13 protein-coding genes are annotated in these 13,228 nt (G+C 61.4%); all 13 read right to left on the bottom strand.

Translation table 11 applies throughout. From position 1 onward, the window contains the following. Nucleotides 1-20 precede the first annotated feature (20 nt). A complete protein-coding gene (gene gap, locus FHE74_RS05575) occupies nt 21-1,025 on the bottom strand; it encodes a type I glyceraldehyde-3-phosphate dehydrogenase (protein WP_139465526.1) in 1,005 nt (334 codons plus the stop codon). Between the two features lie 170 nt (nt 1,026-1,195). Then, entirely contained in the window at nt 1,196-2,179 is a 984-nt protein-coding gene (whiA, locus tag FHE74_RS05570; RefSeq protein WP_246049201.1) for a DNA-binding protein WhiA, read from the bottom strand. 52 nt (nt 2,180-2,231) lie between these two features. Then, the gene (locus FHE74_RS05565; protein WP_139465524.1) at nt 2,232-3,203 is read right to left on the bottom strand and encodes a gluconeogenesis factor YvcK family protein; all 972 of its coding nucleotides are present in this window, start codon (nt 3,201-3,203) and stop codon (nt 2,232-2,234) included. Between the two features lie 28 nt (nt 3,204-3,231). Next, a complete protein-coding gene (rapZ, locus tag FHE74_RS05560) occupies nt 3,232-4,131 on the bottom strand; it encodes an RNase adapter RapZ (RefSeq protein WP_139465523.1) in 900 nt (299 codons plus the stop codon). Nucleotides 4,132-4,147: 16 nt separating this feature from the next. After that, nucleotides 4,148-6,202, bottom strand: a complete 2,055-nt coding sequence (gene uvrC / locus FHE74_RS05555) for an excinuclease ABC subunit UvrC (RefSeq protein WP_139465522.1) — start codon at nt 6,200-6,202, stop codon at nt 4,148-4,150. A gap of 9 nt (nt 6,203-6,211) precedes the next feature. Further along, complete coding sequence (locus FHE74_RS05550) at nt 6,212-6,772, bottom strand: PH domain-containing protein (RefSeq protein ID WP_139465521.1); 561 nt, start codon at nt 6,770-6,772, stop codon at nt 6,212-6,214. A gap of 11 nt (nt 6,773-6,783) precedes the next feature. Further along, nucleotides 6,784-7,263 carry a 6,7-dimethyl-8-ribityllumazine synthase gene (gene ribH, locus FHE74_RS05545; RefSeq protein WP_139465520.1) on the bottom strand — a complete coding sequence of 160 codons (480 nt, stop codon included), beginning with the start codon at nt 7,261-7,263 and terminating at the stop codon, nt 6,784-6,786. Beyond that, nucleotides 7,260-8,531 (bottom strand): bifunctional 3,4-dihydroxy-2-butanone-4-phosphate synthase/GTP cyclohydrolase II, encoded by a 1,272-nt coding sequence (locus FHE74_RS05540; protein ID WP_139465519.1) that lies wholly within the window; start codon nt 8,529-8,531, stop codon nt 7,260-7,262. Before FHE74_RS05540 ends, ribH begins: the two co-directional genes overlap by 4 nt. A gap of 21 nt (nt 8,532-8,552) precedes the next feature. Further along, complete coding sequence (locus tag FHE74_RS05535) at nt 8,553-9,185, bottom strand: riboflavin synthase (RefSeq protein WP_139465518.1); 633 nt, start codon at nt 9,183-9,185, stop codon at nt 8,553-8,555. Between the two features lie 17 nt (nt 9,186-9,202). Beyond that, complete coding sequence (gene ribD, locus FHE74_RS05530; RefSeq protein ID WP_139465517.1) at nt 9,203-10,189, bottom strand: bifunctional diaminohydroxyphosphoribosylaminopyrimidine deaminase/5-amino-6-(5-phosphoribosylamino)uracil reductase RibD; 987 nt, start codon at nt 10,187-10,189, stop codon at nt 9,203-9,205. Beyond that, a complete protein-coding gene (gene rpe / locus FHE74_RS05525; protein WP_139465516.1) occupies nt 10,186-10,845 on the bottom strand; it encodes a ribulose-phosphate 3-epimerase in 660 nt (219 codons plus the stop codon). Before rpe ends, ribD begins: the two co-directional genes overlap by 4 nt. A gap of 42 nt (nt 10,846-10,887) precedes the next feature. Then, a complete protein-coding gene (locus FHE74_RS05520) occupies nt 10,888-12,330 on the bottom strand; it encodes an RsmB/NOP family class I SAM-dependent RNA methyltransferase (RefSeq protein ID WP_139465515.1) in 1,443 nt (480 codons plus the stop codon). Next, nucleotides 12,331-13,228, bottom strand: an 898-nt coding sequence (locus tag FHE74_RS05515; RefSeq protein WP_139465514.1) for a methionyl-tRNA formyltransferase, incomplete at its 5' end; no start/stop codon positions are given.

Below are 13,228 nucleotides of genomic sequence, written 5' to 3'. Positions count from 1 at the left end.
CAAACCAATAACTGGTCAGATTAGAGCTTGGAAGCCACGAGCTCGGTCAGACGCAGGAGCTGGCAGGTGTAGCTCCACTCGTTGTCGTACCAGGAAACAACCTTGACCTGGTTGCCCTGAACCTTGGTCAGGCCGGCATCGAAGATGGAGCCGTGGGACTCGTGGATGATGTCGGTGGAAACCAGCGGCTCCTCGGAGTAAGCGAGGGTCTCGCCCAGCTCACCGGTGGCTGCCTTCTTGACGATCTCGTTGATCTCCTCGACGGAGGTCTCGCGGGAAGCGGTGAAGGTCAGGTCGGTCACGGAACCGGTGATGACGGGGACGCGCAGTGCGTAACCGTCCAGCTTGCCCTTGAGCTCCGGAAGAACCAGCGCAACAGCCTTAGCGGCGCCAGTCGAGGTCGGAACAATGTTCTGAGCAGCTGCGCGGGCACGACGCAGGTCGCGGTGCGGAGCGTCGTGCAGGCGCTGGTCACCGGTGTAAGCGTGGATGGTGGTCATCAGGCCACGCTCGATGCCGATGGCATCGTTGAGAACCTTGGCCATCGGAGCCAGGCAGTTGGTGGTGCAGGAAGCGCCGGAGATGACGTTGTGGTTCTCCGGGTCGTAATCCTCGTGGTTAACGCCGTACACGAAGGTGGCGTCCTCGTTCTTCGCCGGAGCGGAGATGAGAACCTTCTTTGCGCCGGCCTCGATGTGGGCCTTGGCGTCGTTGGCGTCGGTGAAGAAGCCGGTGGACTCGATCACGATGTCAACCTCGTGCTTTGCCCAGTCCAGGTTCTTCGGATCGCGCTCGGCGTAAACAGCGATGCGCTTGCCACCAACGGTGATGGACTCGTCGTCGAACTCGACCTCCTGTCCGAGGCGACCCATGATGGAGTCAAACTTCAGCAGGGTGGACAGGGTCTTGTTGTCGGTCAGATCGTTGACAGCAACAACCTCCAGGTCCTCGCTGCGCTCCAGCACCGCGCGGAAGAAGCTGCGGCCGATGCGGCCAAAGCCGTTGATACCAACACGAATGGTCACTGTGTTCTCCTCTGAGTAGAGTTCGAAAGTCCAGGTAGAAAGCCGGTTACTCGGCCTTCAACCTCTTTAGCTAAGAATACTCCTCTACACAAAAAGATGCACTGAAGACCCTCCGTTGTTTGCTCTCAGCAAACGGGCTCTTTTCGGCGGACAAGACGACCGGAAAAGCTTTAAGTGTGATCAACGTCTTCGTCGTCGATAGCCGCTGCAGTACCCGGGATTCCGAGTTCTTCCGCGTGACGGTCTGCCATGGATAGCAATCGGCGAATCCGTCCTGCAACGGCGTCTTTGGTCAACTGTGGGTCTGCAAGACGGCCGAGCTCCTCCAAGGAGGCCTGTCGGTGCTCGACGCGCAGGTGACCGGCCTCGGCCAAGTGCTCCGGGACGTCATCGCCCAGAATCTCCATGGCGCGCTCCACACGCGCAGCTGCAGCTACAGCGGCTCGTGCGGAACGCCGCAGGTTGGCATCATCAAAGTTCGCCAGACGGTTCTCTGGCTCGCGGCTTTCACGCTTCAGACGCTTCTCATCCCATTCCAGCCGCGTACGGTACGCCCCCATCCTGGTTAATAGTGCCCCGACCCCGTCGCCGTCACGCACGACAACCCGGTCGGTGCCACGGGTCTCCTTGGTCTTGGCGGAAAGCCCCAGTCGACGCGCACACCCAACGAGGGCCAAAGCGGCTTCCACGCACGGCGCGCTGACTTCCAGGGTGGAGCTTCGGCCTGGCTCGCTGAGCATGCCTTGGGCAAGAAACGCTCCGCGCCAGGCAGCTTCAGCATCCTCTACACCGCCCGATACGACCTGGGGAGGCAAACCGATCACCGGGGCTCCCGACCGAGTCACTAACCCAAGTCGACGCACCACATCTCCGGCGCCCTCGGTGACGTAAAGATGGTGAGTGGTGGATTTCGACTTACCACCAGGACCGATGGTGTGGATGGCGCATTCAACGCCGAAGGATTCCTTAAGCAAAGCGCGCAGCCGTTCTGCGACTATCCGTTGGGAGAACTCTGCCTCGAGACGAATTGTCGAGTGACCAACCTCAATAGTGGCAGCGAAGCGCAGTAGGGCCGCTGCCTCCGCGTGCCGCGCCGACTGTCGAGGAAGCTCGACGGAGACCAGTTCCTGCTTGACCTTGTCCGTCAATGACACGTCGGTAGCTTCCTTTGCTTTCTGGTACGAGAATCGGGGCGAGTGGGTTAGTTTAGCGCTCTGCATTTAGCCGCTGGAGAGCGGCTGCAAGCTTTACTGGGTCATGAATGTCTGTCACTCGTCCGTTCTCATCAACCGCGCGGAGATCCTCGTACTCAACGCGGGCGCCGAGTGAGGCTGCGGCTTGCTCCACGTATCGGCGCTCGCCGATGGTTGGCAGCACGGTGGAATCCACTAAGACCCTATCCAGCCGGAGGCTGGGCGCGTGCTGGCGCAACATGTGCACGTGCCGCTCAGTGGAAAAGCCGGCGGTCTCCCCCGCTTCTGCTGTCAGATTGATAATGGCTACTTTAAGCGCCGGCGAAGTGTTCAATGCCTCAACAATCCCGGGCACGAGAAGATGCGGGATAACGGAGGAGAACCACGAACCTGGGCCAAGCGTGACCATGTCTGCTTCGGCGATCGCTTGGGTCGCTTCCTGGTTAGCCTGCGGCTTCTCGGGGACCAGGCGAACGCGGCGCACTGTGCCCGTGGTGGTTGCTACAGCCACCTGGCCACGAACTGCCCGCATAATGCGCGGATCGTCATCCAACCCGGCCACGTCCGCCTCGATCTCGAGCGGCTCCAGAACCATGGGTAGGACTCGACCAGCTGAACGGGTTAAGCGTGCCACGGTGTCCAGCGCTTGCTGCTCAGTCCCCAATACCTCGGTTAGACCTGCGATGATGAGGTTTCCCACGGCATGCCCGGCCAGAGCGCCGTGGCCCCGAAAGCGGTGCTGGAGCAGCTCGGAAAGAAGCTTCCCGTCCGCATCCTCGTGAGCTAGCGCTGCCAATGCCATACGCAAGTCTCCTGGCGGAATCATCCCCAGTTCCTTGCGCAGGCGCCCGGAGGATCCGCCGTCGTCAGCAACGGTCACAATGGCGGTGATGCTCTCCAGCTCCATCAGGCGGGTTGCTCGCAAAGTCTGATACAGCCCGTGTCCACCACCGAGGGATGCGATCGAGTGAAAGTTTTCGCTCATTTCTAAGTCAATCTCCTTGGCAGATCAGCTAGGAGCGCGCGATGTCGCGGTGCATGACATTGACTTCCAGGTCGCCTCGCTCGCGCAGTCGGCGGCCGATCTCCTCCGCTACCGCCACGGAGCGGTGGTGCCCTCCGGTGCAGCCCACGCCCACGGAGATAAAGTCCTTGCCCTCGTGTCGGTATCCGCCCAGCATGGAATCAAGCATCGTTTCAAAGTTGTGGATGAAGGTCTCCGCCTCCGGCTGAGAAAGCACGTATTCCGCCACCGGGGCATCGGTTCCACGATAGGCGCGCAACTCGGGAACCCAATAGGGATTGGGGAGGAATCGGACGTCGATAAGCACATCTGCATCCAAGGGTGCTCCGTGCTTGAAGCCGAATGACTCCACGGTGACATGCTGCTTCTCGGCCGCCATGGAGCCAAAAGCCGCCTCGATCGCGCGTCGCAGGTCGTGGACCGAGAGGTTGGAGGTATCGATCACGATGTCCGCATTGGCCTTGACCGCGGAGATCGCCTCCCGCTCGCGAGCGATTCCGTGGCTCAGTGACTCCCCTTCCTGGAGCGGATGGGTTCGCCGGACGGAGTCGAAACGGCGAATGAGGACGTCGTCACGCGCTTCCATGAACAAGACCGTGGGCTCCAAGCCACGGTCCGCAAGCTGCTGTTTCGCCTCCAGCAGGCTGCCCTCGAACATGCGAGTGCGCACGTCGGAAACCACCGCGACCTTGTCTACTGGCGAATTCTCGCTTGCGCACAGCTCAAAGAGATCAACCAGGATTTTGGTCGGAATGTTGTGGGCAACGTAGAAGCCCTTGTCCTCAAACACCTTGGCCGCGGAGCTTAAGCCTCCCCCGGACATCCCGGTGATGAGCACCGGAGGTGTGGACAAGCGCGACGAAGTCTGTGCCGAGGAGGAGACGGTCATGCTGCCATCGTACTGGCTAAGACTCGCTGCGGTGGAGATGTTTGTACACGGATTCCGCAAGCTTCGGCCCGAAACCCTTCACCTGGCTAATCTCTTCCACGCTGGCGGCCTTGAGCTTTTTCACCGATCCGAAGTGCTTAACCAAATCGCGCCGGCGGGCAGGCCCTAATCCGGGCACATCGTCGAGCTCGCTGCGCCGCATGTTTTTCGAGCGCTGCTGGCGGTGATACGTGATGGCAAAGCGGTGAGCTTCGTCCCGGATGTGCTGCAATAGGTATAGCGCCTCGGAGTTGCGGGGAAGAATAACCGGCTCGTTTTCGCCGGGAACCCACACCTCCTCGAGTCGCTTTGCCAGGCCGATGAGGGTGACATCCACAATTCCCAACTCGTCGAACACCTGCTGGGCAGCTGCAACCTGCGGAGCGCCACCGTCGACGATGAAAAGCTGCGGTGGGTAAGCGAAACGCTTGTTGTCGGTGGAGTGTTCCTCTACCTTCTCATCAGCAAAGACGGTGTCGTCTTCGATCGGGTTGGCGGTCTTGTCCTCCTGGTAGCGCTTGAATCGCCGACGGGTGACCTCTGCGATTGACCCCACGTCATTGCTGTGCCCGTCCCCTGCAGCTTCTTTGATGCGGTACCGGCGATAATCTGCCTTCTTCGGCAGCCCGTCCTCAAAAACCACCAAGGAGGCGACAACATCGGTGCCCTGGATGTGGGAGATATCCGTGCACTCGATGCGCAGCGGAGAGTCCTCCATGCCCAGGGCCTCTTGGATCTCCTGCAAGGCCGCCGAGCGAGCAGTGAGATCGCCAACACGCTTAAGTTTGTGCTGCTTGAGCGCATCTTGAGCATTGCGCGTCACCGTGTCCAGCAAGAGTCGCTTATCTCCGCGCTGGGGAACCTTGACGTCAACCGGGCCGCCTCTAAGTTCGCTCAGGATGTTGGAGACTTCGTCAATGGCAGCGGGCTGGACTTGAACGTATACCGCGCGGGGTACGACATCGGTTGCGCGGTCTTGCGCGTGCGATTGCTGGTCAACGCCCCGGCGGCGAATGTGCTTCTCCTCTGCCCGGACATCCGCGCGCTCGCGCTCCACCGCGTCGGAATAGAACTGGACCAAGAATTGCTGGATCAATTCCGGCAAAGCGGGGTCTAGTTGCCCCTCCACGACCGGTTCGGTACTGGCCTGTTCTCCGGCCTTCTCCACGACCCAGCCGCGTTGACCACGAATCCGTCCGTCACGGACGTGGAAGATCTGCACGGCGGCTTCCAGTTCATCGGTGTGAAAGGCCACCAGGTCGGCATCGGTTCCATCGCCCAACACGACCGCTTGCTGCTCGGTGATCTTCTTTAACGCTTCCAGGTCATCGCGCACGGAGGCAGCGCGCTCAAACTCCAGATTCTCGCTGGCCTCGGTCATCTCGGTGGTCAGCCTTCGCATGACCTTGTCGGTATTCCCGGCCATGAAAGAGACGAATCCGTCGACAATCTTGCGGTGCTCGGACTGGTCCACGCGTCCGATGCACGGGGCGGCACACTTGTCGATGTATCCCAGCAGGCACGGCCGCCCCAAGGAGGCGTGCCGGTTGTACACGCCCGTTGCGCACGTGCGCATGGGAAATACGCGAGTCAAGGAATCGATGGTCTCGCGTACGGCCCAGGCGTGCGAATAGGGTCCGAAGTAACGCACTCCTTTGCGCCGCGGCCCGCGGTAAAAGAATGCTCGCGGAATTCGCTCCCCTGTGCTGACGGCAAGCACCGGGTAGGTCTTGTCGTCGCGGTACATGACGTTGAAGCGAGGGTCGAAGCGCTTGATCCAGGTGTACTCGAGCTGGAGTGCCTCAACCTCGCTGGCCACCACTGTCCACTCGACCGACGCCGCCGTGAGCACCATTTGCCGAGTACGCGGGTGCAGCTGCGTGATGTCCTGGAAGTAGTTGGATAGTCGGGCCCGCAGGTTTTTCGCCTTGCCCACGTATACAACTCGACCATCGGCATCGCGAAACTTATAAACCCCTGGATCCGTCGGGATTGTGCCAGGGGCCGGGCGGTACGTGCTGGGATCAGCCATCGTGGGAAATTAATCCTCGGGCATGTAACCGGACTCGAGTTCACGGAAACGGGTCACGGCCTCCACTGCTCGTGCGCCATCTCCCGCCTGCAATGCCCAAATGGGAACATACTCAAATTCCGGCAGCTCCAGGCGCGCCATGCGAGCCCCCTCTGGGAAGCTCAGCCCATAGACAACGACCCACGAGTAAAAGCGGGTACCGATAATGTTGCGGATCTCCACTCCGTCCGCATTTGCACGCAGACGCGGACGCGTTAGTGCTAACCAGACCAGTACCGAAATGACCAGCCCCACGCCGGGGAAAGCCCACTTATCGATGGTCGTAATCGCCGCCCCTGTGTACTCCACATCAAGGGTGATGCCCACGAAGATGTGGATCGCCATGATCACCACGATCAGGCCCGCAGCCACAAGCCGGAGGAAACGAGAACGCACGGTCAACTCCCACGGCTTGGTAGAGGTGACAGCGTGCGGGTCGAGTGCGTTGAGATGCGCACGCTCGTACTCGCTTAACTCCACACGCGCCGGGGTGGAGGTGGGCTCGACTGGGTCACTGGATGGCGTACTCACAATGGGCTACTTTAACGCGCACGCTTAACAAAGCGCGAAAGGGTCAGGGCGGTGTCAATAGCCGCATACATCGCCTCAGCGCCCTTGTCCTCGATCGATCCGGGCCCCCCAGAGCGCTCTTCTGCTTGCTCCTGCGTATCCACCGTCAGGACTCCGTTGCCGATCGGCGTGGACTCATCAAGCGCCACCCTGGTCAATCCTTCGGTCACCGAGCTGCAAACGTAATCGAAGTGAGCAGTTCCACCCCGAATCACGCAGCCCAAGGCAACGACCGCGTCGTACTCACGTGCCGCGGCCTGCACAACGACGGGGAGCTCCAGTGCCCCCACCACGCGGAATTCGTCGACCTTTGCCCCCATCGCCTCGCCGGCCTCCACGGCACGCGAGTGCAGACGATCGCAGATAGCCTCGTTCCACGTAGCGCTGACCACGGCCACGCGCATGCCCTCTGCGCGCAACTGACGGGCGGCGGGCAATCCTTTAGCGCTCATCGGAAAGTTCCTCTCTTCTCATGTTCGGCGTCGAAACGCGCCACATCCGGGAGGTCATGCCCCAGTCGGTCGCGTTTGGTGCGCAGGTAGTCGATGTTGTCTTCTGTCGGCGCCATATGCAACGGCTGGCGTGCGCTTATCGACGTCCCGCTCAACCCTAGTGCTTCACACTTGTGCGGATTATTGCTCAGCAGACGCACGCTTTTAACGCCCAGTTCTTTGAGAATCGCGCCGGCCGCGCTGAAGCTACGGGCATCCACGGGTAAGCCCTGCGACGTGTTGGCGTCGACTGTGTCCATGCCCTTGTCTTGCAGCTCATAGGCATGCAGCTTGGCAACGAGCCCAATGCCCCGTCCTTCGTGTCCGCGAAGGTAGATCACTACCCCGCGTCCTGCCTCCTGAACGAGCCGGAGTGACTCTTGCAACTGAGGACCGCAATCGCAGCGTCGAGAAGCGAAAACATCACCCGTGAGGCACTCGGAATGCACGCGCACCATTACGTCGTCGTCCGTGCGAACGTCTCCCACCACTAAAGCCACGTGCTCGTAACCGGTGACCAAGTCACGGACTCCATGCGCGGTGAACGTACCGTACTCCGTAGGCAAGCGCGTGGCGGTGACCAGTTCAACGGCGGGATCGTGCTCACGGCGATACCGGGCAAGCTGCTCGATGGAGATCATGACCAGCCCATGGTCATTTGCAAACTGACGAAGCTCAGGGCCGCGGGCCATGTCGGTCGGATCGGTTTCAGACACGATCTCGCACAAAGCACCCGCGGGGTGGCACCCGGCCATGCGCGCGAGGTCTACCGAGGCCTCCGTGTGGCCGTCGCGCTCCAGGACACCGCCCTGACGAGCGCGCAGTGGGACGACATGGCCAGGTCGAGTGAAGTCCCCTGGACCACGGTGCGGATCGGCCAAGCGCGCAATGGTTTCCGCACGGTTGGTAGCCGAGATCCCCGTTGTACCCGTGGCCGCGTCCACCGTCACCGCGTAGGCGGTGTGCCGCGCATCCTCGTTATGCGTGGTCATCGGCGGCAGCTGTAGCCGGTCGGCGTCGTGTTCAGTCAGGGCGACGCAAATGTAGCCGGAGGTGTAGCGGACCATGAAGGCCACCAGCTCCGGTGTGGCGTGCTCGGCGGCGAAGATGAGATCACCCTCGTTCTCCCGGTCCTCGTCATCCACCACGATGACGGGCTTGCCCGCTGCAATGGCCGCCAGCGCCTGTTCAACGGAATCGAGGTGGAGATGGGTCGTCTCATCGGTCATGGCGATTTAGTTTAGACTCCCCTAGTCCTGCCCAGGATTGTCCCCCTGGAACCGGCCGGGCACCACGCCCAAGGCGAGCATGCGGGCCACGTACTTGGCCACGACATCCACTTCAAGGTTCACACTGGCGCCTTCCGGGAGCTGCCCGAGCGTGGTCTCCCGCAGGGTGGTGGGAATGAGGGAGACTTCGAAAAAGTCAGGGCCTACTGCGCTAACAGTCAGCGACGTTCCGTCCACCGTGATCGAGCCCTTCTCCACGACATAGTGGGCGATCGCCTGCGGCAGAGCGAAGCGCAGAACGTCCCAATGATCTGTGGAGTGACGGTGGAGCAATTGGGCAGTCGCATCCACATGCCCTTGCACCAAGTGCCCGCCTAGTCGATCGCCGAGGGCCATCGCCCGCTCCACATTGACGTTGTGACCCGGTGTGAGCGATCCCAAGCTGGAGCGGTTCAGGGACTCACGCATCACATCTGCACTGAACTGCCTGTCCGTCAGCTCGGTGACCGTCAAGCAGACGCCATTGACCGCGATGGAATCGCCCAGCTCAGTGCCCTTCAGAACAGTGTTTGCGCACACGGTGAGACGCACCGAATCCCCCACGGTCTCTACTGCGTCGACCGTGCCTAGTTCCTCTACGAGTCCGGTAAACATTGCGCTCCTTGGTTGACCTAAAAATTCTTGAGGGTGCTTCTGCGACGCACGTAGTCCACAACGATGTCGTCGCCAATACGAGTCGAAGACTCTAGAGCGAAACGCGTGGCGTCCGCGAGAGTGCTCGACACCTCACCGCCTATTGACCGCAGCCCATTGCCGAGCATGTACGGTGCCAAATACACCCGCACCGCATCCACCGCGTTTTCGCGCATCAGGGAGGCCGCAATAGTTGGTCCGCCTTCGACGAGGACGTCGTAGGCCCCTTCTTGCCCGAGCACCCGGAGGGCATCAGCGACTGTGGGGAATGAACGGTATCCCTCCCCCATGTCGGCACCTCCCGCAATGATGCGTTGCGGTTGTTGCACGCCTTCGAGCTCTCGCCCGTCCCACCCCCGAGCGGTGAGTCCCGGCTTATCAATCCGTGCGGTTCCAGCGCCCACGATGATGGCGTGACGACGCGCCCGGTCACGATGAGCATGTGCTCGCGATGCGGCCGAGGTAATCCACTGACTGGTTCCATCTGCTGCAGCTACACACCCGTCCAGGGTTTGGGCGATTTTCAACGTCACGTGCGGCAGACCCGTGCGCACCCACGTCAACCAGGCAGTGAGCTCGGGGACGGATTCGTGCACGCGGGCAACATTAAGTCCTGCCTCTTCCAGAGTCTTAGCACCGCCAGCAGCGAGCGGGTTGGGGTCGGGAACCAGGTAGTACACACTTTCGATACCCGCCTCAATGATCGCGTCGGTGCACGGCGGCGTGCGCCCATGATGGTTGCAGGGCTCGAGGGTGACCACGAGCGTCCCGCCTTTGGCCCTCTCCTGGGCAGCGCGCAAGGCCATCACTTCCGCATGGGCCGATCCCTCTTGTTGGGTGGCACCCACGCCTACGATGTTGCCGAAGCGATCGAGGATGGCGGCACCCACCGGCGGGTTTGAACCCGTTTGTCCTCGAACGTTGCGGCCGGCTGCCCGAGCTGCCGCGATTGCTCGATTGATCATGCCTGTCGGGCGGCCGAACGCAGGGCCTGGATGCGCTCGTTGGCGTTGTCGTGTCCGTAGACCGAGGAGCCTGCGACGACTGCATCCACTCCGGCCTCAACAGCAAGCCCGATCGTTTCCTCGTTGATGCCACCGTCGATTTCGATGACCGTAGCGAGATTTCGCTCGTCGATGTAGGTACGAGCGGTGCGCACCTTCGCCAGCTGGTCCTCCATGAAGGACTGGCCTCCAAAGCCCGGCTCAACGCTCATCACCAGCAGCTCGTCCGCAATCTCCAGTAGCTCGAGGTGATCCTCCAGATTCGTTGCAGGCTTGATGCAGAATCCAGCCTTTACGCCCAGCTCTTTGATTTGGCGTAGCAACCCAGCCGGATCATTCGTGGCTTCGACGTGGATGATGATGGTGTCAGCCCCGGCACGCGCATACGTTTCCACCCACTTCTCGGGGTTTTCGATCATGAGGTGGACGTCGAGCTCCTTCTCCGTGAGCCGATCCACCGTCTTGGTCACATCCGGGCCGAAAGACAGGTTGGGAACGAAGTGCCCATCCATGATGTCCACGTGAATCCAGTCTGCATCGGAGATTGCTGCAATCTCCTCGCCCAGGCGGGCAAAGTCGGCAGACAAGATCGAGGGTGCAATGCGTACGTCAGCCATAGCTTCGTAGTCTACCCACACCCTTTAGCCCACGGCTGCGGGCTACACCTTGCGAAGAACCGCAAAGAACATCGCGTCGGTGCCGTGGCGATGCGGCCACATCTGGACGCTGAGCTGATCACCGGCGCCGTCCATACCCGGGCATAAGTCGTGAGCATTCTCCTCGCGCACGTGGCCTTCCTTGACAGCCTCATCGACAATCCCACGCGTTTCCCGAAGATCCGGCGAACAGGTCGAGTACACGATGGCCCCGCCCGGTTTGGTGAGCTCAATGGCCGAGCGCAGAAGCTCAATTTGCAGGGAATTGAGCTCAGCGATGTCGCTTTCCGCCTTGCGCCACCGAGCTTCGGGCCGGCGGCGCAGGGCTCCTAGGCCGGAACAGGGAGCGTCGACAAGCACACGGTCATACCCCGGTTGCAAACCGGGATTGCGCCCGTCAGCGACATGGACGGTGACGTCTAGGTCTTTGACCGCATTCTCGATCAAGCGTGCGCGATGCTCCGAAATCTCGACGGCGTCGAGCTTTGCGCCGTCGATACGCGCCAGAGATCCCAGAAGGGCCGCCTTGCCTCCGGGACCCGCACACAGGTCAAGCCAGCGCCCTTGATCATCAGCAACTGGCACCTCAGCCAGGGCACGTGCAATCAGCTGTGAGCCCTCATCCTGTACACCCGCGAGTTGCTGGGCAACGGGTTCCACCGACCCGGGGTCTCCTGATTCGAGGTATACGCAATAAGGCGAGTAACGCCCTTCCTCTCCCCCAACGATCAGCGCCAACTCTTCAGCGGAGATCTGTCCCGGGCGAGCGACCAGGTGAACCTGCGGACGCGCAGAATCCGCCTCCAGGGCAGCCTCCAGCTCCTGCTCACCCAACACCGCGCTGAAGGACCGAGCGATCCACTCTGGATGTGCATGCTGAAACGCAAGGCGGGCAACGGGATCTGCGGGTGCCAGCTTCTTCAGCCAGGCCTCAGCCTCCGTGCGCCCCACGCTGCGCAAGACAGCGTTGGCAAAACCCTTGACTTTCTCGCCGGCCCGTTCCGCCACCAACGTCACCGAAGTATCTACTGCAGCGTGATCGCTCACTCGGGTATACATCAGCTGGTAAGCACCGAGACGCAGCGCATCCAAAACCTCGGGAGCAATGTCTTCCAGCGGTCGGCTGGAACACTCCCGGATCACTGCATCGAGCACTCCCTGCGTCCGCAGGGTTCCGTAGGCGAGTTCGGTGGCAAAGGCTGCATCGCGCCCAGAGATTCGCCGCTGCTTCAACAAAGCCGGCAGTGTGAGGTTGGCATAGGCCCCCTCGTCGTGGACGCGCCGCAAGGTGTCGTAAGCCGTCACGCGGGGTGCATCAACCTTTGATTCCGTCCTCTGCGCTGCGCGAGTGCGCTTCTTCTGAGCAGCGAAACTCTTCCCCTGCTGCGGCTTTGTTGCCTGCTGACGCTTGGCGCTCGCCGTACGGGAGCGAAAACCTCCGGCCATTTACTGCACCTTCCTTGGGGCATCCGCTGCCAGGCCCCGGGCCCAATCCGCAGCGTTCATCCTCTTCTTACCTTGGGCCTGGACTTGACCAAGCCGCACCGGAGTGCTGCCCGTTCCCAGCAACACCTCGCTCTTGGCAACGTGCAACTCACCTGGGTCAAGTTCTACATCAGCCTGAACAAGAGGTCGTACTGGGCCAAGCTTGAGTCGCTGATCATTCCACTGCACCCACGCGCCAGGTGCCGGAGTGTGTGCACGAATTTCTCGATCAATGACCTCAGCATCCGCAGTGACATCGACCTTTGCGTCCGCAGTGGAAATCTTCCCGGCGTAGCTCGCCTCTCCGATCTGCGCTCGTGGCGTAATGCCGTTGCGAGCAAGGCCATCCATGGTCTCAACCAGGAGATCCCCGCCTTGGTATGCCAACCTCGTCAGAAGATCATCGGCAGTGTCCTCCGGCGCAATCTGCTCCTCCACCTGGGCCAGAATGTCACCAGTATCCAATCCCTCGGCCAAGCGGAAGGTCGTAGCACCCGTACGCGCGTCACCGGCGCGAATTGCTGCCTGCACCGGGGCGGCTCCCCGCCAGCGTGGTAACAGAGAAAAGTGCAGGTTGACCCACGTGTAATCCAAGAGATCGGCTGGCACGAGCCCGCCATAGGCAACGATGGGCACAGCGTCGGGCTGGAGCTGCCCAAGGCGCGTCCGGATCTCATCGCCATCAGGCGTCCCCGCCTTCAGAGTCTCCGGCTTGAGCACCTCGATACCGTGATCCTGAGCGAGCTCCGCCACCGGCGAGGGGTGCAAGGTGCGCCCACGCCCACGACGAGCATCCGGCCGGGTAATGACCGCTACGACCTCATGGTCCGAGGCAATAAGCTTTTCCAGGGCTACAACA

The sequence above is a fragment of the Corynebacterium tapiri genome, assembly GCF_006334925.1.
Lineage (GTDB): Bacteria > Actinomycetota > Actinomycetes > Mycobacteriales > Mycobacteriaceae > Corynebacterium > Corynebacterium tapiri.
Note: the sequence above shows the minus strand (reverse complement) of the source record. Positions and strands in the feature narration are given on the sequence as shown.